We start from the raw sequence: 21685 nt of genomic DNA, 5'->3' as shown, positions 1-21685 counted from the left end.
CGGGGGGAGACCAATGACCGTACCGATCGAGGAGCTGCTGTGCGTGTGATCGTGAATGCCCTGGTGCTCACCCATCTGATGCCGATGGTGCCGGTCGCCTGGGGGCTGCGGCTGGCCGGCCACGACGTGCTGGTGGTCGGTGACGCGGAGGTGGCCAGAGCGGCGGGCCGGGCCGGCCTGCCGAGCCGCCGGGTCGGCCCGGCGGACGGCGGCGCCGAGCGCTGGAGCCGGCCGTTGGTGGCCAAGTCCCCGTTCGCCGTGGCCGGTTCGGGCAGCAACCGGCCGAGCGAGGAGCCCCCGTGGGCGCAGATGGGGCAGCGCTGGCTGGCCCGGCTGGACACCTACATCGACGAGTACCTGGAGCTGGCCCGGGTCTGGCAGCCGGACCTGATCATCACCGACCCGCTGGAGTGGGGCGGGCTGGTGCTCGGCGGCGTGCTCGGCGTGCCGGTGGTGCTGCACCGCTGGGGCCTGGACAACATGAGTTCCTCGCTGCTGAAGCCCGGCAAGCTGGCGCTGCACGAGCTGTGCGCACGGCTGGGCGCGCCGGACGGCCTGCCCGACCCGGTGCTGGTCCTGGACCCGTGCCCGCCCAGCGTGCAGTCCCCGAACGTGACCCCGGGCGAGCCGGTGCGCTTCGTGCCGTACAACGGGACGGCGTCGCTGCCGGACTGGGTGCTCGGCCCGCGTCCGGCGCGCCGGGTGTTCGTCAGCCTGGGCGCCTGGGGGACGGGGCGGCTGGCCGAACAGGGCAAGCTGGACTCGATCGTGGACAGCATCGCGGCCGCGGTCCACGAGGTCGACGAGGTCGAGGCGGTGCTCTTCCTGGAGGAACGCTTCCGGGAGACGCTCGGGCCGCTGCCCGGGACGGTCCGGGTCGCCGACCCGCTGCCGGTCAACCTCTGCCTCCCGTACGGCGACGCGATCATCCACCACGGCGGCTCCGGCACGGCGCTCACCGCGTTCTGCTACGGCGTGCCGCAGCTGGTGCTCGCCCAGGACGGGCCGCTGCTCGTGCCGAACGCCGAGCGGGTGGAGGCCAGCGGCGGCGGGCGGGGCATCGTCGACGAGCGGGAGCGGGACGACCCGGCGGCGATCGGCAAGGCCCTCGGCGAGATCCTCACCGAGGAGCGCTTCCGGGAGGGGGCCGACCGGATCCGCCGGGAGATGGCGGCCATGCCCTCGCCCGGCCTGCTGGGCGACCTCCTGGAGGGGATCGCACTGGGCTGACCGGCGCCGACGACGCGCAGCGCCGCCCGTCCCGGATCCCGGGCGGGCGGCGCTGCGCGTCGTGACGGTGCGGCCGGCCGCTCAGGCGGACCACGGCGGGGCCGAGAGGTACTCCAGCACCGCGGTGCCGAACTGGAGCCCGGGGCCGACCCCGGCCATCAGGTAGGTCTCGCCCGGCTTGATCAGCTGCTGCTCGATCAGCCGGTCGAAGCAGATGACCTGGTCGCCGGTGCCGACGTGGCCGAGGTCGCGGCCGAGCCGGTAGGTGGAGCGCTCCTCGGTGAAGCCGAACAGCGGCAGCAGCCGCTCGGCGACCACGGCGCGGCTGGCGTTGATGTGCCCGATCCAGGAGATCTCGGACATCGAGCCCAGCCCGGCGTCGGCCACCGTCCGGTCGTTCAGCTCCTGCTGTCCGTTGACCAGCAGGTCCTTCAACTCCTTGGCGAGCGGGGAGTGTTCGACGAAGTGGACGCTGCGGGCCCGCAGGTCCATGGTCTGGGCCGAGAGGTCCGTCGGCGGCCAGATCGGCACCCCGGAGCGGTGCAGTTCCTCCAGCTGCGGAACGGCCTGCACGCCCACCGACCGCAGCCGGGCGAACCCGGGCCGCTTGGACAGCAGCACGGCGACCGCGGCGTCCCCCAGGACCATCCCGTTGAGGTGCGACCAGCGGTCGACCAGGGGCCCGGAGAAGTTGTCCGAGCCCACCACCAGGACGGAGGCGTTCTCCGGTGCGGCCCGCAGCTGTCCGACGGCGAGCTGCATGGCGCTGAACAGGCCGGTGCAGTGGCCGCGCAGCTCGACCGCCGGCGCCGAGCCGCCGATGGTGTTCCGCTGGATGTACGAGGCCGGGCTCCAGCCGTTGGGGCCCTGGTGGAACCCGGTCGCATAGAGGACGAAGGAGACGTCCGCCGGGTCCGCCCCGGAGCGGTCGAACGCGTGCCGCACGGCGTGCACCGCCATGTCCACCGGGGCCATGTCCCCGGCTATCGGCACCTCGTCGATCTCGTTCGCGGCGAAGTCCTCGGCCGAGTAGACGCCCTCGTCGACCGCCGTGGCCGCGTTCTTCTTCTCCGGCAGGTAGATCCCGATTCCCTCGATGAAGACATCGCCAACCCGCATCTGGCCCCCTCCTCAGTGATCACTCGTCGGCATGCGCCGCCAGCCTCCCGGCGGCGGCTGGAGGGTCCGTCCAGCACCGCTGGAGGGCCGCCCGGCCGTGTCGATCGCCAAGGATGCCGTCGAACCCGTCGGGGCTCAAGTGTTCGTGGAGAAAGCCGAGTTGGGCCGAGTGTCAGGTGTGCACCGGGCCGCCCGCGGCCGCCGGGACGGTGCGTGTGCGGCCGCCCGGGCCGGTGCGGTCGGGCGGCCGCCGGGCCTCACAGGAAGTAGAGGCGGTTGAGCGGGACGCTGTCGGCGGGCTCCGAGCGCAGCGGGGTGCCGTCCAGGGTGACCAGGCCGTTGCGCGGGTCGACCAGGACGTCGCCGAGGCGGGTGTTGCGGACCATGTCGCGCGGCCCGATGCCGCGGGTGCCCCGGACGGCGACGCGGCGGCGGCGGGTCGTCATGGCGTCGTAGGGGCGGTCGTGGGTGCCGGACTCGGCGGCGGCCCGGCTGGTGAAGGCGACCGACAGATCGGCCGGGGTGGCGCCGTGGGCGCCGAACAGGGGCCCCAGGACGAGGGGTTGGCAGGTGTCGGTGGAGCCGTTCGGATCGCCGGTGACGCCGTACGCGGGGAAGCCGGCCTTGAGCACCATCTGCGGTTTGGCACCGAAGGAGGCGGGGCGCCAGAGCACGATGTCGGCGAGCTTGCCGATCTCGATCGAGCCGACCTCGTGCGAAAGTCCGTGTGCGATGGCCGGGTTGACGGTGAGCTTGGCGATGTAGCGCAGCACCCGCTCGTTGTCGTCGTCCGGGCCGTCGCCCTCCATCGGGCCGAGTTCGGCCTTCATCTTGCCGGCCACGGCGAAGGTGCGGCGCACCGTCTCGCCGGCCCGGCCCATGCCCTGCGCGTCGGAGGAGGTGATGCCGATGGCCCCGAGGTCGTGCAGCACGTCCTCGGCGCCCATCGTGCCGGCCCGGATGCGGTCGCGCGCCATGGCCTCGTCGCCGGGCAGGTCGGTCTTCAGGCCGTGGACGGAGACGATCATGCCGTAGTGCTCGGCGACCGCGTCCCGGCCGAAGGGGAGGGTGGGGTTGGTGGAGGAGCCGATGACGTTCGGCACGCCCGCCATCTTCAGCACGTTGGGGACGTGTCCGCCGCCGCAGCCCTCGATGTGGAAGGCGTGGATGGTCCGGCCGTCGAGGACGCGCAGGGTGTCCTCGACCGACAGGCACTCGTTCAACCCGTCGGTGTGCAGCGCCACTTGGACGTCATGGACTTCGGCGACACCCAGCGCGGTGTCCAGTGCGCGGGTGTGCGCGCCCATGTCCTCGTGCACCTTGAACCCGCAGGCGCCGCCCTCGGCCAGCGCCTCCACGAGCGGGGCCGGGTGCGAGGACGAACCGCGGCCCAGGAAGCCGATGTTGACCGGCCAGGCGTCGAAGGCGTTGAACGCGTGGCGCAGCGCCCAGGGCGAGTTGACGCCGACGCCCCATGCGGGGCCGACCTCCTGGCCGATGATCGTGGTGACGCCGGAGGCCAGCGAGGCCTCCATGATCCGCGGGGACATCAGGTGGACGTGGGTGTCGATGGCGCCCGCGGTGGCGATCAGTCCTTCGCCGGAGACGATGGTGGTCCCGGTTCCGACGACGACGTCCACGCCGTCCAGGGTGTCCGGGTTGCCGGCCCGCCCGATGGAGGCGATCCGCCCCTCGCGGATGCCGATCGAGGTCTTGCGGATGCCCTGGACGGCGTCGATGACCAGCACGTTGCTGATCACGACGTCGCAGGTGTCTCGGACGGCGGCGGCCTTGAGGTGCAGGCCGTCCCGGGCGGTCTTGCCGAAGCCGACCAGGAACTCCTCGCCCGGCGCCTGGGAGTCGGACTCCACCCGGACGACCAGGCCGCTGTCGCCGAGCCGGACCCGGTCCCCGGCGCGCGGGCCGTGCACGGCCGCGTACTCGGACGCTTCGATGCTGCTGCTCACGATTGCTGCTCCTGTCCGTCGTCGACCGCTCCGAGGTAGCCCTGCTCGGCCGCGCGGCGCAGGGCTTCGCGCCGTACCCGCGGCGAGTCCAGCGGCCCGTCGACCAGCCCGGCGAAGCCGATCGCGACCCGCTCGCCGCCGATCGGCACCAGGCCGACCTCGACGGTGGCGCCCGGGTCGAAGCGCACCGAGGAGCCGGCCGGGACGGCGAGGTGCAGGCCGTAGGCGGCGGCGCGGTCGAAGGCCAGGCGCGGGTTGGCCTCGAAGAAGTGGAAGTGCGAGGTGACCGAGACCGGCACGTCGGAGGTGTTGCGCACGGCGAGCGTGCGGACCGGCTCCGGGCCGGTCGCGGCGGCCCCGTCGGGGAGGACGGCGCCGGGTGCGGCCCCGCCGAGGGTGCCGCCGCCGAACGGGTCGGCGATGACGACGAGCCGGGTGCCGTCCTCGAACACCGCCTCGACGTGGATCTCGGTGACCAGGTCCGGCACGCCGGGCAGGACGTCGGCGGGGGAGAGGACGGAGCTGCCGAGCGCGACGGCCTCGGCCAGCCGCAGGCCGTCGCGGGCGGCCTCGCAGACGGTGTCTGAGATGAGCGCGGTGGCCTCGGGGACGTTGAGCCGCAGGCCGCGGGCGCGGCGGGAGCGGGCGAGTTCGGCGGCGGTGAAGATCAGCAGCCGGTCGCGTTCGGTGGGGGTCAGCTGCACGGGGGTTCCCTTCTGCCTCGGTGCGGGGCGGTCAGCCGGCGGGCTGGTCGTGGGTGGAGCAGTGGATGCCACCGCCGCCGGAGGCGATGGTGTCGATCTGCAGCGGGACGATCTCGCGGTCCGGGAAGTGGTCCCGGAAGATCGCCTGGGCCTGCCCGTCGGCCTTGGCGTCGCCGAACAGCGGCAGGTAGACGCCCTTGTCGCCGATGTAGAAGTTCATGTACGAGGAGACGAAGGCGTCGCCGCGCCCGGTGATCCGGTCCGGGTCGGGCTGACCGATCTCGATCACCTTGAGCTTCCTGCCGGTCGCGTCGGTGGCCTCGGCGAGGACGGCGCGGGCCTGGTCGGCGGAGCGGGACCAGACGTCCGGCGGGGTGCCGGGGAAGGCGCGGTCCAGGAAGACGACGCCGGGGGCGGCGAAGCGGGCGAGGCAGTCGACGTGGGCGTCGGTGATGTCCTTGCCCTTGACGCCGGCGAGCCAGATCACCTTCGTGACGCCCAGGGCCTTCTTGAGCTCCGCCTCGACCGAGTCACGGCTGCGGCCGAGGTTGCGGTTGTCGTTGACGACCGAGCTCTCGGTGATCATCAGGGTGCCCTGGCCGTCGGTCTCGAAGGAGCCGCCCTCGGCGGTGATCGGCGTCTCCAGCCGCTCGATCCCGTACTTCTCCAGGACCGCGCGGGCGATCCTGGCGTCGTTGGCGTGCTCCTGCTTGCCGCCCCAGCCGCTGAAGTTGAAGTCGACGCCCTTGACCTTGCCGCCCTCCTCGACGAACACCGGCACGGTGTCGCGGGCCCAGAGGTCGTCCACCGGGACGGAGAGCAGCTCGACGTCGGAGCCGCAGGCGTTGCGGGCCGAGGTCTCCTGGCCGGGGCGGACCAGCAGGACCACCGGTTCGCGTTCGCCGATGGCCCGGGCCACCGTGGCGATGTCCTTGCGGACGGCCCCGAGCTGCTCGCCCCAGACGTTCTCGGACGCGGGCCAGGCCATGAAGGTCCGCTCGTGCTTCTCCCACTCGCCGCCGAGCCGGCGCCCCTGGGCGGGGGCGGGCGCCGGCGCCGGGGGCTGTGCGGGCGCCCCGGTGGCCGACTGGCCGGGGGCTGCGGAGCTGGGGCCCGCGGGCTCGGCGGCGTCGTCGTCGGAGGCGGCGCAGGCGCTCGCGCCGAGGGCGATCACACCGGCTCCGGCGAGGGAGCGCAGCACCGTGCGGCGGGCGAGGGGGGACTGGGACACGCTGAACTCCGGTGGGGCTGGGGGTGGATCCGGTCCGGCGGGGCGGGCGGGGCTCCGGGGGAGCGGCCGCGGGGGGCCGGTGGCGGCGGACGAAGGGACCGTCCCGGTGGACGAGGTCGTCCGGCATCGCCGGAACTGAACTCTCGCATTGACTGAAAAATCAGTCAAGCTTTACGGTGAAGGTACCCAAACCACCCCGAGACGACCCGGCCGCCGAGCGCGCGGCCCGGTCACGACGATGAAAGGCCGGGTGAGGCGGCGATGCTGCGCAATGGTCTGGAACCCTGGCACGTACTGGTGATGGTGGCCGTCCTGGTGCTGCTGTTCGGCTCCAAGAAGCTGCCCGAGATGGCGCGCGGACTGGGGAAGTCGATGCGGATCCTGAAGTCCGAGACGGCGGCCATGCGGGAGGAGTCGGCGCCGGGCGGGGCACCGGCGGAACCGCCCGCGGGCCCGGCGGTACAGTCACCGGCCGCCCCGTCACCCGCCGGTCAGTCACCCGCGGGTCAGACGCCCTCCGCCCAGTCACCCGCGGGCCCGGCGGCCCAGCCGGTGAAGCGCCCGGTCTGACCGGGAGGGCCGCGGGAGCGCCCGCGGCCGGAGCCGAGAGCCGTCGTTCCCCCACCGCCCGGCGGGGGGCGGCGGCTCTCAGCCGTTGCGGCGGTAGTGGTCCAGCGACACCCTGACCGGCCCGTCCGTGCCCGCGGTCGACAGCACCCGGACGACGGCGAGGTCCTGGCCGTCCGCGGACCGGACGCAGAAGGCCCCGCGCGGCCCGACGGCGGCGAACGGGATCCGGCCGGCCGGACGGCTGCCGAGGCCCTTGAGGCACTCGGCCACCCCGAGGCCGGCGTCCCGGCCGATGAAGGAGTCCGAGGTCTCCGGGACGAGGAACTCGGCGTCACCGCGGCTCAGGTACCAGGAGACGCTGTCGGTCGGGACGACGGTGCCGGTGGCGAGGTCGAACTCGTAGCCGGCGTCCGCCGAGGTCAGCTCGACCGAGCGGTAGACCGGCGCGTACTCGGCGGCGGGCCCGGGCGGCGCGGTGGCGGTGGGGGAGGCGCCGGCGGTGCGGGTGGGGGTCGGGCTGGCGGTGGCCGTCGGCGTGGCCGGCGCCGGGCTGCCCGGCACGGCGGAGGCGGACGCCGGGGCCTCGTCGGCCACGGCCTCCCCGGAGTCCGGGTCGTCGAGCAGGAAGACCGCCGTCGCGGCGCCGACGGTCAGAGCGACGGCGGCGGTCAGCGCGGTGCGGCCCAGGGCGCGTCTGCGGCCGGTCCCGCTCCGGCGGCCCCGGCCCCGGCCCCGGCGCTCCGCCGTGACGTCCTCGCCCGGAGCCGTCCGGGAGGCCGTCGACGCGCCGGAGGCCGACGGCACGGCGGAGGCCGCCGCCGACGCGGAGACCGGCGCGGACACCGGGGCGAGCACCGTCGGCGTCCGTGCGGCCCCCGGGGCGAGGACCGTCTGCGCCGAGTCCCAGCCCGGGCGCGCGGCGGCCTCGGCGGGCACCTGCGGCAGCTCGGCGTGCCGGGTGATCTGGCTGGTCAGCGGGTGCGGCAGCCAGTCCTCGCCGAACCGGAGGTGGCCGCCCACCGCCGGGTGGCTGCGGGCGGCGGCGATCACCTCGGCGGTGGTCGGACGGTCCTCCGGCTGCTTGGCGAGGCAGTGCAGCAGCAGCGCGCGCAGGCTCTCCGGCACCCGGTCGAGGTCCGGCTCCTCGTGGACGGTGCGGTAGAGCGCCGCCGGGTCGGGGCCGTCCCCGAAGGGCGGGGTGCCGCCGGCGACGTGGACGGCGAGGGCGCCGAGGGCGTACACGTCGGTGGCCGGGGTGGCGGCCCGGCCCATGGCCTGTTCGGGGGCCATGTAGGCGGGGGAGCCGATGCGCAGTCCGGTGCCGGTCAGCGCGCTGGCGTCGGCGGCGCGGGCGATGCCGAAGTCGATCACCCGGGGGCCGTCGGAGGCGATCAGCACGTTGCCGGGCTTGAGGTCGCGGTGGACCACCCCGGTCGCGTGGATCGCCTGCAGGGCCTCGGCGATGCCGGCCACGAGCAGCAGGACGGTCCGCTCCGGGAGCGGACCGAACCGCTGGACGACCTGCTGGAGCGAGGGCCCCGGCACGTAGGTGGTGGCCAGCCACGGGGTGGCGGCGTCCACGCCGGCGTCGACCACCTGCGCGGTGAACAGGCCGTGGATGCGCCGGGCGCTGGCCACCTCCTGGGCGAAGCGGGCCCGAAACTCCGGGTCCTCGGCCAGTTCGGGCCGCACCACCTTGAGGGCCACCGGCCGGCCGCCGGGGGTGTAGGAGAGGTAGACGCGCCCCATGCCGCCGGCGCCGAGCCGGGCGTACAGCAGGTGGCCGCCGACCTCGCGAGGGTCGTCCGCGGTCAGCTCCTGGAAGACCGGCTGGAGGGCGAAGGGGGATCGGTCGGCGGACATGCGGTGGCCTCTCTCGGCGGACAAGGAGGGTGCGGGAGCCGGAGCGGCGTCCCGGGGCGGCCACGGCGCTGGTCGGCGCAGACGGCATCGCGAAGTTTAGAGGTAGGGTCAGGGTAGCTGTGACCGGCCCGGTCGGGCGCCGACGGCCGGCCGGCCGGGGTGCAGCTCGGTGTCGAGGGCGCTGCGCAGCAGCCGGCGCGCGTGGTCCAGGGGCAGCGAGCCGCTCAGCCACCGTACGCTGAGCCCCTCGACGAGGGTGGTGAGCCGCTCGGCGGAGGCCGCGTGCGCGGGTGCGGTGCCGGTCGGGTCGGCCCGGGCGAGCAGCTCGGCGATGTCGTGCACCCAGGTGTGGGTGGTCCTCGCCAGGTCCTCGCGCAGGCTCGGTTCGAAGACCGCGCTGGCCCGCAGCTCGCCCCAGGCGGTGCTGTTCTCCCGCACCTCGGTGCTGTCCTGGAGCTCCCTGAGCAGGACCCGCTCCAGGTCGGCCCGCGGGTCCTCGGTCCGGGGTTCGGGCTCGTCGTCGGCGGTGTAGTGGTCGGCGCGGTCGCTGATGAACTCCAGGGTCCGGCGCAGGATGCCCGCGCGGTCGGTGAAGTGGTAGTAGATCAGCGAGGTGGAGACCCCGGCCTCGGCCGCCAGTTCGCCCACGCGCAGTCCGCGTACGCCACGGCGGGCGATCACCCTGGTCGCGGCTTTGAGTATTTCCGTCCGACGGTCCGACATGGTCGTCCACTCTACCGGGCTTCCTGACTGGTCAGACAGGTTCCTGATGATCCTTTCAGTGAGTTGCGTCAGCTTTGAGCCGAAAGCTTGACTGAATTTTCAGTACGGTAGAGGATGCGGGGCAACCCCCACCCCTCCCACTCGAACAGGGAGCGACATGCACACCCCCACGCCCTCAAGACGCGGCCTGCTCCGGCTCGGCGCCGCCGCCGTACCCCTGATCGCACTCGGTACCGTCCTGCCGGCGACCGCCCGGGCCGCGACCCCGGCGGTGACCGACCCGAGCGCCGCAGCGGGCGCCACCACGAAGCTGCGGATGCCTGCCGAGAGCGACCGGCACGACCGCACCTTCATGGCCTGGCCGGCCCTGCCGTCGATCTGGCGGACCCAGCTCTCGGCGGTGCGCGACGACATCGCCCGCGTCGCCCACGAGATCTCCCGCTACGAGCCGGTCGTCGTGGTCGCCCGCCCCGGCCAGGCCGCCGACGCGCAGTACTACTGCGGCCCCGGCGCCTACCACGCCATCACCGTGGTCGAGATCTCCAACGACGACCTGTGGATCCGCGACTTCGGCCCGACCTTCGTGGTCGCGCCGGGCGCCGTCGCCGGCGTCGACACCAACTTCAACGGCTGGGGCAAGAGCGGCACCCCGTACTACCAGCGCTACACCGAGGACGCCGCGGTCGCGGCCGCCCTGCTGGCGCAGTACGGCGTCGACCGGATCCGGGCCCCCTTCGTCGGCGAGGGCGGCGCCCTGGAGACGGACGGCCAGGGCACGCTGCTGGCCACCGTCAGCTCGCTGGTGAACTCCAACCGCAACCCCGGGATGTCCCGGGACCAGGTCGAGCAGGCCCTGAAGTCGACGCTCGGGATGGACAAGGTGATCTGGCTGGCCGGGCTGGCGGGCCAGGACATCACCGACGACCACATCGACTGCCTGGCGCGCTTCACCTCGCCCGGCCGCGTCATCCTCGACCAGCCCGGCCCCGGCACCGACCGGATCTGGATCGACGTCTACGAGCAGGCCAGGCAGGTCCTGCGGACCGCCACCGACGCCCGGGGACGCCCGCTGACCGTCGTGGAACTCCCCGGCCCCGACCGCACGCTGATCCGCGGCAGCGGCAAGGACTTCCTGTCCAGCTACACCAACTTCTACGTCGCCAACGGGGCCGTCTTCGTCCCCCAGTTCGGCGACTCCTCGGCCGATGCCCAGGCCTACGCGATCCTCCAGGCCGAGTTCCCCGGCCGGGACGTCGTCCAGCTGAACATCGACAACATCGCCTCCGGCGGTGGCGGCATCCACTGCGCCACCCAGTCCCAGCCGGCCGTCCCGCCGGCGCTCTGAGACTCCCCGGCGGCCCGTCCGGATCCCCCCACGGAGACGGGCCGCCGGGGCCTCCCGCTCCACCACCCTCCCCCCGACCGCCGCGCGCCCAGCGCGCCGGACCGGCCGGGGCCGAACAGAAGAGGTATCCCGTGACGTACCGCATGCCCGCGGAGTGGACCGAGCACGACGGCTGCCTGATGGCCTGGCCCGTCCGCCCCGACCTGTGGGGCGACACCCTCGACGAGGTGAAGCGCGAGTACGCGGCGGTCGCCCGCGCCATCGCGGAGTTCGAGCCGGTCACCATGGTGGCGCCGCCCGGCCACGGCGACGAGGCGCGCGCCCTGTGCGGCGAGGGCGCCGGCGAGGGCGGCGAGGGCATCACCGTCGTCGAGCTGCCGACGGACGACTCCTGGTTCCGCGACTCCGCGCCGATCTTCGTCCTCGACGGCAACGGCGCCCGGGCCGGCGTGGACTTCCGCTTCAACGCCTGGGGCCGCAAGCACAGCCCCTGGGACGCCGACGACCGGATCAGCGGCCTGCTGCTGGAGCACCTCGGCACCCCCGCGATCCGCTCCGAGATGATCCTCGAAGGCGGCGCGATCACCGTCGACGGCGAGGGCACGCTGATCACCACCGAGCAGTGCCTGCTGCACCCCAACCGCAACCCGGACCTGACCCGGGAGGAGATCGAGGCCGAGCTGAAGGCCCGCCTCGGCGTCACCAAGGTGATCTGGCTGCCGTACGGCGGCGCCCTGGACACCGAGACCGACGGCCACGTGGACGGCGTCTGCGCCTTCGTCGCCCCCGGCAAGGTCGTGCTGCAGCTCCCCGCCGACCCGGAGCACCCGGACTACGTGCGGATGCGCGCCAACCGCACCGTGCTGGAGCACTCCACGGACGCCCAGGGCCGGCCCTTCGAGATCGTCGACCTGTCGCAGGCCGCCTTCGTCGAGGTCGACGGCCGCGAGGTCGAGGTGGGGTACCTGAACTTCTACCTGGCCAACGGCGGTGTCGTCGTGCCGGTCGCCGACCACCCCGAGGACGAGGGCGCGCTGGCCGTGCTCGCCGCCGCCTACCCGGACCGGAAGGTCGTCGGTGTGCGGGCCAGGGTGATCGCCTACGGCGGCGGCGGCGTCCACTGCATCACCCAGCAGATCCCGGCCGCCCGCGCCTGACCCCTCGCCAGCGAACGGAGAGAACCCTCATGACTCCCACCGCGCCCGCGAGACGCGCCACCGCCCGCGGCCGGCTCGTCCTCGCCACCGCGCTGCTCTCGGCGGCGGCCCTGGTCGCCGCCTGCTCCGGCCCGCCGCACTCCGGATCCGACCAGGCCTCGGTGCAGCTGTCGGCCGACACCCCGCCGGCCAAGGGCGAGCTCGACTCCTTCACCTGGGCCACCTACGCCGAGCCGCCCACGCTCGACTACCTCCAGGCGTTCGACTACCCGCAGAACACCGTCCTCGCGAACGTCTGCGAGAGCCTGATGCGCTGGACGCCCCAGCTCACCCTGGCTCCCGGCCTGGCCGAGAAGGCCTCGAACCCCGATCCCACCACCTGGGTCTACGACCTGCGCTCCGGCGTGCACTTCCACGACGGCACGGTGATGACCTCCGACGACGTGGTGTACAGCCTCGGCCGGCAGATGAACCCGGACAACGCGGCCGCCTGGAACCAGGTGTTCCAGAACGTCGACACCGTCACCGCGACCGGCCCGCTGCAGGTCACCGTCAAGCTCAAGCAGCCCGACTCCCAGTTCCCGCAGTACATGGCCACCGCCGCGGGCGTCGTCGCCGCCAAGGCGGGGGTGGAGGCCGCGGGCAAGGACTACGGCACCAGCGGCGGCCTCGACTGCACCGGGCCCTTCAAGCTGGGCGCCTGGGCCAAGGGCCAGTCGATCGAGCTGCAGCGCTTCGACGACTACTGGGGCACCAAGGCCAAGTCCAGGAAGGTCGTGTTCAGCTTCCTCACCGACGCGTCCGCCCGCACCAACGCGATGCTCACCGGCGACGTCGACGGCGGCTACCTCATCCCCACCGAGAGCTACGACCGGCTGAAGAAGAACGGCCCCGGCACGCTCTACTTCGGCGAGGGCCTGAGCACCGTCAACGTCAACGTCACCAACATGCAGGGCCCGCTCGGCGACCTGCGCGTCCGCCAGGCGCTGTCCCTGGCCCTGGACCGCTCCGGCTTCGTCAGGACCGGCCTCGCCGGCGCCGGCACCGTCACCGGCTCCCTCACCACCAAGGCCGCCTGGGGCACCGCCCCCGACGACGTCCGCAAGGCCGCCTTCGACGGCCTCACCCCCACCGCGCAGGACATCGACAAGGCCAAGGCCCTCGTCAAGGAGGCCGGCGCGAGCGGCAAGACGCTCGTCATGGCCACCAGCACCATCGGCCAGGACGTCTCGCTGCTCGCCACCGCCGTCCAGGCCGCCGGGACGAAGATCGGGCTCGACATCCAGCTGAAGACGATCGCCCCGAACGCCTTCACCGCGCTGTTCACCGACGCCAAGGCACGCGAGGGCATCGACCTGTTCCCGGAGACGTACTACGACTCCGTCACCGACCCGCTCGACCTGCTCGTCAACTTCAAGACCGGCGCCTACCAGAACTTCGCCGGCTACAGCGACAAGACCTACGACGACCTCGTCGACCAGGCCACCGCCGAGTACGACCCGGCCAAGCGCGGGGCGATCGAGGCCAAGCTCCAGCAGACCGCCTCCCAGCAGCTGCTGTGGATCCCGGTCGCCGAGTGGCCCACCGCCGTCTTCCTCAACAAGCGCATCACCGGCGCCCCCACCACGATCTCCTACATGTACTACCCGTGGGCGGCCGACGTGGGGGCCGCCCGGTGAACTTCCTGAGATTCGCCGCCCGGCGACTGGTGGAGATGGCCGCCACCCTGCTCGGCGCGTCCTTCGTGGTCTTCGGCGCGATGTACCTGGCGCCGGGCAACCCGGCGAGTTTCCTCCTGTCGGGCCGGTCGGCCTCGCCGGCCGCCCTGCAGGCGATCAACGACCAGTACCACCTCGACGACCCGTTCCTGGTCCGGTACTTCCGCTGGCTGGGCCAGGTGCTGCAGGGCGACTTCGGGCGCTCCATCACCTACCGCACCGACGTGTCCAAGCTGCTCGCCGACCGGCTGCCCGCGACCCTGACGCTGGTCGCCATGGCGCTGCTCGTGGTCGTCGTCATCGGCCTGGTGCTCGGCTGGGTCGGCGCGGTGCGCGGCGGCGCGACGGACACCGCGATCCTGCTCTCCACCACGCTCGCCGTCGGCACCCCCTCCTTCGTCGCGGCGGTCCTGCTGCAGGGCCTGTTCGCGGTCAAGCTGGGCTGGTTCCCGACCAGCGGCACCGGCGACGGCTTCGGCGACCTCCTGTGGCACCTCACCCTGCCGGCGATCGCGCTCGCGCTGTACCTGATCGGGATGCTCGCCAGGGTGACCCGCTCGGCGATGCTGGAGGCCCTGGAGGGCGAGCACGTCGCCGTGGCCCGCAGCCGCGGCGTGCCGGAGCGCGAGGTGATCCGCCGCCACGTGTTCCGCAATTCGCTCGGCACCGTGCTGACCACCGGCGGCCTGATCGTCTCCACCCTGCTGGTCTGCACCATCCTGGTGGAGTCGGCCTTCAGTATCGGCGGCATCGGCCAGCTCCTCGAACTGTCCACCACCACCAAGGACTTCCCGACCGTCCAGGCGATCTCCCTGCTGATCGTCGCCCTGTTCATGGTGGTGAACCTGGTCGTCGACCTGCTCCACCCCCTGGTCGACCCCCGGGTCACCCTCGGCACGAGGAGGTCCGGCGCATGAGTGTCGCCCTCACCCGTCGGCCCGGACTCGGCCGGCTCAAGGCCGCCCGCGGCCCGCTCCACCTGGCCTGCCTCGGCATCGTCGTCCTGGTGGTGATCGCCGCCCTGCTCGCCTCCTGGATCGCGCCGCAGGACCCGAACGCCGTCGACCTCGGCAACGCCCTGGCCGGCCCCTCGCCCGACCACCTGCTCGGCGTCGACGCCGCCGGGCGCGACACCCTCTCCCGGCTCCTGCTCGGCGCCCGCACCTCCCTGCTCGGCCCGCTCGGCGTGGTCGTCTTCTCCACCGTCGCCGGCGTCGTCATCGGCCTCGCGGCCGGCTGGCGGGGCGGCTGGCTCGACTCCGTCCTCTCCCGCAGCACCGAACTGGTCTTCGCCTTCCCCGGCATGCTGCTCGCCATCCTGATCGTCTCGGTCTACGGGGAGGGCCTGCTCGCCCCCGTCATCGCCCTCGCGATCGCCTACCTGCCGTACGTCTCGCGGCTCACCCGCTCGCTCGTCCTCGCCGAACGATCCCGGCCGTACGTCTCCGCGTACCAGGTCCAGGGCCACTCCACCCTGCAGATCTGCCTGCGGCACGTCCTGCCCAACATCGCCCCGATCGTCCTGGCCCAGTCCACCATCAACTTCGGATACGCCCTCATGGACCTCGCCGGCCTCTCCTTCCTCGGCCTCGGCGTCCCCGCGCTCACCCCCGACTGGGGGCGGATGGTCTTCGACGGCCAGACCGCGATCCAGCACGGCTACCCGCTCTCCGCGATCCTGCCGTGCGTCCTCATCGTGCTCACCGTCGTCGCGTTCAACGTCGTCGGCGAGCGCTGGGCCGACCGCGTCGCCCGGAGGACCCCATGAATCGGAGCAGCACGTGAACGCCCTCGACATCCGGGGCCTGCGGCTCCGCCTGCCCGGCACCGCCCGGCCCGTCCTCGACGGGGTCGACCTCGCCGTGGGCCCCGGGGAGACCGTCGCCCTGGTCGGCGAGTCCGGCTCCGGCAAGAGCCTCACCTCCCGCAGCGCCCTCGGCCTGCTGCCGCCCGGCGCCACCGCCGAAGGCAGCGTCCTGGTCGACGGCGAGGACGTCCTGACCATGGGCCCCGACCGGCTGCGCGCCCTGCGCACCGGCCGGGCCGCCATGGTCTTCCAGGACCCCAGGGCGGCCATCAACCCGCTGCGCCGCGTCGGCGACTTCCTCACCGAGGGCGTGCGGTTCGGCGGACGGACGGGTGCGGCCGACGCCGAGCGGCGCGCGGTCGAACTCCTGGACGCCGTCGGCCTCGGCAAGGAACTGCTGCACCGCTACCCGGGGCAGCTGTCCGGCGGCATGCTCCAACGCGTCATGATCGCCGCCGCGCTGATGGGCGACCCGGTCCTGCTGCTCGCCGACGAGCCCACCACCGCGCTCGACGTCACCAGCCAGGCCGAGGTCATCGCGCTCCTCGGCCGGCTGCGCGAACGCTTCGGCACCGGCCTGCTGTTCGTCACCCACGACCTCGGGCTCGCCGCGGCCATCAGCGACCGCGTCTGCGTGATGTACGCCGGGCGGATCGTCGAGAGCGGCCCCGCCGGAGCGCTCTTCGAACGGCCCCGCCACCCCTACACCGCCGCGCTGCTGGCCTCCACCCCGAGGCTGGACTCCCGGAACGGCCGGCTCGCCGCCATCGACGGCCAACCGCCGGACCTGCGGCAGGAGTTGACCGGCTGCGCATTCGCCGCCCGGTGCCGGTACGCGACCGAGCTGTGCCGGGAGCAGACCCCCGAACCGCAGGGGGAGCACGCCGTCGCCTGTCACCACCCGCTCGAAGGGAGCCCCCTCGATGTCTGAGGCCGTACTGGAGGTCACCGGGCTGTGCCGGACCTTCGGCACCGTACGGGCGGTGGACGACGTCTCCTTCACCCTCGCCGCCGGCGGATCGCTCGGCATCGTGGGCGAGTCCGGCTCCGGGAAGACGACCACCGCCCGGATCATCGTCGGCCTCGAACAGGCCGACGAGGGGCGGGTCACCGTCCAGGGCCGGGCCCGCGGCGGCCGGGTGCGGGGGAGGGCCGAGCGGCTGGCCCGCGCCCGCGAGGTCCAGATGGTCTTCCAGGACCCGTACCTCTCCCTGGACCCGCGCACCAGCGTGGAGGCCGTGCTGCGGGAGACTCTGCGGCTGCACTTCCCCGGCACCGACCACGGGGCCCGGATCCGGGAACTCCTCGACCAGGTCGGCCTCGGCACCAGGGCGGCCGAGGCGCTGCCCCGGCAGCTCTCCGGCGGACAGCGCCAACGCGTCGCCATCGCCCGGGCGTTGGCCGTCCAGCCGGCCGTCCTGGTGCTGGACGAGGCGGTCGCCGCGCTGGACGTCTCGGTCCAGGCGCAGGTCCTCAACCTGCTCGCCGACATCCGCGAACAGACCGGCGTCGGCTACCTCTTCATCACCCACGACCTGGGTGTCGTCCGCTGCGTCACCGACGAGGTCATCGTGATGCGGCACGGCGCGGTCGTCGAGTCCGGGCCGACCGACCGGGTTCTCGACTCCCCGCAACACGCCTACACCCGGCTGCTGTTGGAGTCCGTCCCGCGGCCCGGCTGGGATCCCGACCGGATCGCCGCCGCGCGCCGCGCACTGTAAGACGGCCCCGGACCGGCAGGCCGAGGGACCTGCCGGCCCGGGGCGACCGAGCAAGACCGGCGGACGGCGCCGGCCGGCAGCGAACCTGCCCGGCCCGGCGCCGTGGGCGCCGGCCCGGGCCGTGCTCGGCGCCGCCGAGGTGCTCTACCGCACCGGTGCGGGATCCGCACCGAGCACCGGCTGCTCCGCGAACGGGAGGCCGCCACCGAAGGGCCGTGAGCGGTTTCCCCCGAACGGCGGATGCGTGCCGTGCCGGATCCTGACCGCCCTGTCAGTAGCCTGCGGAGCCGGACCCGACACCTACCGGAACGAGGCCCCATGGCTCACCCCCGGCCGTCCCGCCGTTCGCTCCTGCAGTCCGGGGCCGCGCTCGCCGCGCTGGCGCTGACCGGCTGCTCCTCCGGCGGCGGCGACGAGGAGCAGCCCGGCCCCGGCAGCACGGCGGAGGCCCCGTCGGGCAGCCCGGCCGCGGCCGGATGGGCGATGCCCGCGGAGTCGGGCCCGCACACCCGTACGTTCATGGCCTGGCCCGCGCTGGAGGAGGTGTGGGGCGACCAACTGCCCGGCGTCCGGCAGGACATCGCGACGCTGGCGCAGACGATCGCCGGCTTCGAGCCGGTGGTGCTGCTGGCGCGTCCGGACCAGGCCGACCAGGCCCGGCAGGCCTGCGGCTCCTCGGTCGGGGTACTGGAGCTGATGGTCGACGACCTGTGGGCCCGGGACACCGGCCCGACCTTCGTCACCGGCCCGCTGGGGATCGCCGGCGTCGACTTCAACTTCAACGGCTGGGGCAACAAGCAGACCCACGCCAACGACAGCCAGGTCGCCCGCAACCTCCTCGCCCACTACGGCATCACCCGCGTCCAGGCGCCGATCACCGGCGAGGGCGGCGGCATCGAGGTGGATGGCGAGGGCACCCTGATGGCCACCGAGAGCTCCTGGGTGAACGACAACCGCAACCCTGGCATTTCGCGCGACCGGATCGAGGCGGGCTTCAAGGACCTGCTCGGCGTCGAGAAGGTGATCTGGTTCAAGGGCGTGGCCGGGCAGGACATCACCGACTGCCACGTGGACGCCCTCGCCCGCTTCGCCGAGCCGGGCACCGTCGTGCTGCACCGCCCCGCCGCCGACACCCCGCCGGACGTCTGGACCACCGCCTCCGAACAGGCCGTCCAGGTCCTCGCCTCCGCGACCGACGCCAGGGGCCGCGCGCTCAAGGTGGTCGACCTGCCCGAGCCGGACTTCGACCTGATCCAGGGCGCCGGCAAGAACTTCCTCGCCACCTACATCAACTACTACGTCTGCAACGGCGGCGTCATCGTCCCGCGCTTCGGCGACCAGGCCGCCGACGACCACGCGGCCGGCATCATCGGCGACCTCCACCCGGGCCGCAGGGTCGCCCAGGTCTCCATCGACCACATCGCCTCGGGCGGCGGGGGCATCCACTGCGCCACCCAGCAGCAGCCCGTCGCCTCCGTGTCCAGCCGGACGTGACCGTCGCCCGGGTGCGCGACAACCGCTTCCTCGTCGCCCTGCTGATCGTGGCGGTGCTGTGCTCGGCGGGCGTCGCGCTGTACCTGAACGAGCGCAACACCCGGCAGCAGGCCCGTGAACTGGCCCTCCCGGAGAGCGGCGACTGGATCGAACTGGACGTCACCGCGCAGGACATCGACCCCGGGGCCGGGGACCTCACCCTCTTCGTCGTGCCGGTCCCGCACGGCGGCCTCGCCGCGGAGCCGGGCTCCGTCGCCTTCAGCCGGCAGGTCGTGATCACCGTCCAGTCGGCGACCCGCACCGAGCTGCGGGCGGCGGCGGGGGAGGCCGCGACGCCCCAACCGGTGCCGGCCGACTTCCACGCCGGCACCGTGACCGACTACCCCTTCGACCGCCACCGGTTCGCGGTCTCGTTCGCGGCCGCGGACACCGCGGGCAGCGTCCCCGTCGGCGTCGTCTTCGTGGACGCCGACCCGTTCTTCCTCGTCCACCCGACCAGCACCCCGAGCGCCTCCGGGGCGACCGTCCTGGCCGGTACGGTCACCCGGGCGCGCAGCACCTTCATCCTGGCCTGGTTCATGATCGCGGCGATGTGGGCGCTGGCGCTGGCGGTGATGGCCGGGGCCGAGGTGCTCTACCGGGGGCGGCAGGGGATGGTCTGGCCCTCGCTCGGGTGGATGGCCGCGACCCTCTTCGCGCTCATTGGGATGCGCAACGCCGCACCCGGTTCGCCGCCGATCGGTTCGCTCATCGACTACGTGGCCTTCTTCTGGGCGGAGGGCATCATCGCGGCGTGCCTCACGTTCACCGTCGTGGCCGGCACCCGCGTCGAGCGCCGCAAGCGGGCCGAGGCGGCTGCCGCGGCCGCCACCGGCGCGGACCCGTGACGAGGGGCCCGGCGACGGGTCAGGCCGCGGCGGACAGCGAGTCCAGCAGGGTCCGCAGCACCCGCTCGGCGTCCACCGTCCCGTCGAGCGAGCCGATGGCGGCGAGGCCGTCCACGGCGGCGGCGAAGGCCTCGCCGAGCGGAACGGGATCGGCGCCGTCGCCGCGCTCGTCCGCCAGACAGCGGAAAAGGGCGACGAAGGAGGACCGCCACCGCGCGTACTCGGCCTCCAGGCTCGCGCGGACCCGCTCGTCGTTCAGGGCGAGCCAGTGCAGGGCCGCGTGCAGGCGGGCCAGGTCGGGGCTCTCGGGTCGGGTGAGCAGGGCCAGGACCTGCTCGGCGCGCTCGGTGTAGCCGCCCGGGCCGGCCACCGCCTCCTCCAGCGGCGTGATCCACTCGGGCCGGATGTCCGCCACTACGGCGACGATCAGGTCGGTGCGGTCGGCGAAGTGGTAGTGGCACATCCCGTGCGAGACCCCGCACAGCGCGGCCACGTTGCGGGTGGTGAAGCGCCCGGCGCCGTCGCCCGCGAGCAGGGTGCGCGCCGCGGCGATCAGCCTGGCCCGGGTCTGCTCACCCTTGGCGGACGCGCGCGCCCGGCCGGTGCCGCCCGGTCCGGCGGCCGTCCGCGGAGCTGCGTCTGTCGCCCGTGTCGCCATGGCCGCCACTGTAACGACTGCGGGAGTGCGGCAGGGGCGCATCGGCACCGATACCTGCGCAAAGTATTGACCGAGCGCTTGGCCAGTTTTACCTTTTCGGTCAACTGCTGCACCAGCAGGGGAGTTTGACAAGGAGGCAGTGATGGAGGACAGCTCCAGACCCCACGCGGAGCTCCACGCACAGCTCGGCCGACGGCGGTTCCTGACGGCCGCTGGGATCGTCGTCGCCGGTACCGCGCTGACCGCCGCGACCGGCGGGCAGGCACTGGCGGCCCAGCGCCGCACCACCGCCGGCCCGGCCGTCGCCGGCTACCGGGTGCCGTTGGACACCGTCCGGCACACCAGGACCTGGATGGCCTGGCCGGACAGCACCACCATCTGGCGCAACAAGCTCAGCGGCGTCCAGTCGAACATCGCCCTCATCGCGAAGACCATCGCCAAGTACGAGCCGGTCACGATGTGCGCCAACCCGGCCTCCGTGGCCAAGGCGCGGTCGATGTGCGGCTCGACCGTCACCGTCATCGGGGACATCCCCGTCGACGACTGCTGGATGCGCGACACCGGCCCGGTCTTCCGCACCGACGGCGCGGGCGGCCTGGACACGATCGGCCTGAACTTCAACGGCTGGGGCAACCACCAGAACCCGCACGGCAACGACGCCCTGGTCGCCCGGCGGCTCGCCGCCTACCTCGGCCTGCCGTTCACCGCCGCCGGGCTGGTCGCCGAGGGCGGCGCCGTCGAGACCGACGGCGCCGGGACACTGATGGCCACCCGGAGCAGCATCATCAACGCCAACCGCAACCCCGGCATGTCACAGGCCGCGATCGAGGGCGCCATGTGCGCCGCGTACGGTGCCACCAAGGTGATCTGGTTCACCGGCATCGCCGGCCAGGACATCACCGACGACCACGTGGACGCCACGTCCCGCTTCCTCGGCGCGGGCACGGCCGCCGTCCAGATGCCACTGGCGAGCGACACCGACGTCTGGTCGAACGACGAACGCCAGCAGTACCAGACGCTCACCACGTCCACCAGCGCCCAGGGCACCCCGTTCACGGTCAGCCGGATCCAGGGGCCCGACTACAACCTGATCCGCTCGACCGACCCCAACTTCGTCGGCTCCTACGCCAACTACTACCTGTGCAACAACGCGGTGATCTCCGCCCAGTTCGGCGACACCAGAGCGGACAGCGCCGCCAGGTCCACCCTCGCCCGGCTGTTCCCGGGCCGCACCGTCGAGCAGCTCAACATCGACTACCTCGGCGCGGGCGGCGGCGGCATCCACTGCGTCACCCAGCAGCAGCCCGTCGCGTGAGCCCGACGGGGCCGGGTCCGGTCCGCCGACCGGACCCGGCCCCGTCGGAGGCCGGCCCCGGGGCCCGCCCCCGGCCCCCGGGCGGCCCCGCCCGGGGGGGGGGGGCGGGGGGGTGGGGGGGGGGGGCGGGGGTGCCCCCGCCCCCGGCCGCCGAGGGCGGGGTGTTGAGCGGGGCC

19 protein-coding genes are annotated in these 21685 nt (G+C 73.6%); 12 read left to right on the top strand and 7 right to left on the bottom strand.

The window, feature by feature from the left end:
* Positions 1–39 precede the first annotated feature (39 nt).
* The gene (locus ABT048_RS15765) at positions 40–1230 is read left to right on the top strand and encodes a nucleotide disphospho-sugar-binding domain-containing protein (protein WP_350521941.1); all 1191 of its coding nucleotides are present in this window, start codon (positions 40–42) and stop codon (positions 1228–1230) included.
* 81 nt (positions 1231–1311) lie between these two features.
* Here ABT048_RS15765 and ABT048_RS15760 read toward each other — a convergent pair whose 3' ends face one another.
* The 4 genes from ABT048_RS15760 to ABT048_RS15745 all read right to left on the bottom strand — a co-directional run bounded on the left by ABT048_RS15760 (position 1312) and on the right by ABT048_RS15745 (position 6251).
* Positions 1312–2349 (bottom strand): ketoacyl-ACP synthase III family protein, encoded by a 1038-nt coding sequence (locus ABT048_RS15760; RefSeq protein WP_350521940.1) that lies wholly within the window; start codon positions 2347–2349, stop codon positions 1312–1314.
* A gap of 257 nt (positions 2350–2606) precedes the next feature.
* Positions 2607–4316, bottom strand: coding sequence for an urease subunit alpha (locus ABT048_RS15755; protein ID WP_350521939.1), 1710 nt, complete (start codon positions 4314–4316; stop codon positions 2607–2609).
* On the bottom strand, positions 4313–5020 hold the full coding sequence (gene ureA, locus ABT048_RS15750; protein ID WP_350521938.1) for an urease subunit gamma: 708 nt from the start codon (positions 5018–5020) through the stop codon (positions 4313–4315). The genes ABT048_RS15755 and ureA overlap by 4 nt, the downstream gene beginning before the upstream one ends.
* Before the next feature lie 31 nt (positions 5021–5051).
* Positions 5052–6251, bottom strand: coding sequence for an agmatine deiminase family protein (locus ABT048_RS15745; protein ID WP_350521937.1), 1200 nt, complete (start codon positions 6249–6251; stop codon positions 5052–5054).
* Between the two features lie 261 nt (positions 6252–6512).
* Here ABT048_RS15745 and tatA point away from each other — a divergent pair, with 261 nt between their 5' ends.
* Positions 6513–6821: a Sec-independent protein translocase subunit TatA gene (gene tatA, locus ABT048_RS15740; RefSeq protein WP_350521936.1), complete on the top strand. Its 309-nt coding sequence runs from the start codon at positions 6513–6515 to the stop codon at positions 6819–6821.
* Positions 6822–6899: 78 nt separating this feature from the next.
* Here the strand turns inward: tatA and ABT048_RS15735 are convergent, their stop codons facing one another.
* Together ABT048_RS15735 and ABT048_RS15730 are read right to left on the bottom strand one after the other, a co-directional pair.
* A complete protein-coding gene (locus ABT048_RS15735) occupies positions 6900–8684 on the bottom strand; it encodes a serine/threonine-protein kinase (RefSeq protein ID WP_350521935.1) in 1785 nt (594 codons plus the stop codon).
* 108 nt (positions 8685–8792) lie between these two features.
* Positions 8793–9407 (bottom strand): TetR/AcrR family transcriptional regulator, encoded by a 615-nt coding sequence (locus tag ABT048_RS15730; RefSeq protein ID WP_350521934.1) that lies wholly within the window; start codon positions 9405–9407, stop codon positions 8793–8795.
* Positions 9408–9564: 157 nt separating this feature from the next.
* Between ABT048_RS15730 and ABT048_RS15725 the strand changes: the two genes are divergently transcribed.
* The 9 genes from ABT048_RS15725 (at position 9565) to ABT048_RS15685 (ending at position 19536) form a co-directional block, all read left to right on the top strand.
* Positions 9565–10752: an agmatine deiminase family protein gene (locus tag ABT048_RS15725; RefSeq protein ID WP_350521933.1), complete on the top strand. Its 1188-nt coding sequence runs from the start codon at positions 9565–9567 to the stop codon at positions 10750–10752.
* A 131-nt stretch (positions 10753–10883) separates the two neighbouring features.
* On the top strand, positions 10884–11909 hold the full coding sequence (locus ABT048_RS15720; protein WP_350521932.1) for an agmatine deiminase family protein: 1026 nt from the start codon (positions 10884–10886) through the stop codon (positions 11907–11909).
* A gap of 29 nt (positions 11910–11938) precedes the next feature.
* A complete protein-coding gene (locus ABT048_RS15715) occupies positions 11939–13588 on the top strand; it encodes an ABC transporter substrate-binding protein (RefSeq protein ID WP_350521931.1) in 1650 nt (549 codons plus the stop codon).
* The gene (locus ABT048_RS15710) at positions 13585–14544 is read left to right on the top strand and encodes an ABC transporter permease (RefSeq protein ID WP_350521930.1); all 960 of its coding nucleotides are present in this window, start codon (positions 13585–13587) and stop codon (positions 14542–14544) included. Before ABT048_RS15715 ends, ABT048_RS15710 begins: the two co-directional genes overlap by 4 nt.
* Complete coding sequence (locus tag ABT048_RS15705; protein WP_350521929.1) at positions 14541–15395, top strand: ABC transporter permease; 855 nt, start codon at positions 14541–14543, stop codon at positions 15393–15395. Before ABT048_RS15710 ends, ABT048_RS15705 begins: the two co-directional genes overlap by 4 nt.
* A gap of 13 nt (positions 15396–15408) precedes the next feature.
* Positions 15409–16365: an ABC transporter ATP-binding protein gene (locus tag ABT048_RS15700; RefSeq protein WP_350521928.1), complete on the top strand. Its 957-nt coding sequence runs from the start codon at positions 15409–15411 to the stop codon at positions 16363–16365.
* Complete coding sequence (locus ABT048_RS15695) at positions 16358–17155, top strand: ABC transporter ATP-binding protein (RefSeq protein ID WP_350521927.1); 798 nt, start codon at positions 16358–16360, stop codon at positions 17153–17155. The genes ABT048_RS15700 and ABT048_RS15695 overlap by 8 nt, the downstream gene beginning before the upstream one ends.
* A gap of 318 nt (positions 17156–17473) precedes the next feature.
* Complete coding sequence (locus ABT048_RS15690) at positions 17474–18649, top strand: agmatine deiminase family protein (RefSeq protein WP_350521926.1); 1176 nt, start codon at positions 17474–17476, stop codon at positions 18647–18649.
* 11 nt (positions 18650–18660) lie between these two features.
* A complete protein-coding gene (locus ABT048_RS15685; protein WP_350521925.1) occupies positions 18661–19536 on the top strand; it encodes a DUF8686 domain-containing protein in 876 nt (291 codons plus the stop codon).
* Between the two features lie 19 nt (positions 19537–19555).
* Here the strand turns inward: ABT048_RS15685 and ABT048_RS15680 are convergent, their stop codons facing one another.
* Complete coding sequence (locus ABT048_RS15680; RefSeq protein WP_350521924.1) at positions 19556–20194, bottom strand: TetR/AcrR family transcriptional regulator; 639 nt, start codon at positions 20192–20194, stop codon at positions 19556–19558.
* A 142-nt stretch (positions 20195–20336) separates the two neighbouring features.
* Between ABT048_RS15680 and ABT048_RS15675 the strand changes: the two genes are divergently transcribed.
* Entirely contained in the window at positions 20337–21509 is a 1173-nt protein-coding gene (locus ABT048_RS15675; RefSeq protein WP_350521923.1) for an agmatine deiminase family protein, read from the top strand.
* Positions 21510–21685 lie beyond the last annotated feature (176 nt).

Source organism: Kitasatospora sp. NPDC096140, assembly GCF_040303045.1.
Lineage (GTDB): Bacteria > Actinomycetota > Actinomycetes > Streptomycetales > Streptomycetaceae > Kitasatospora.
Note: the sequence above shows the minus strand (reverse complement) of the source record. Positions and strands in the feature narration are given on the sequence as shown.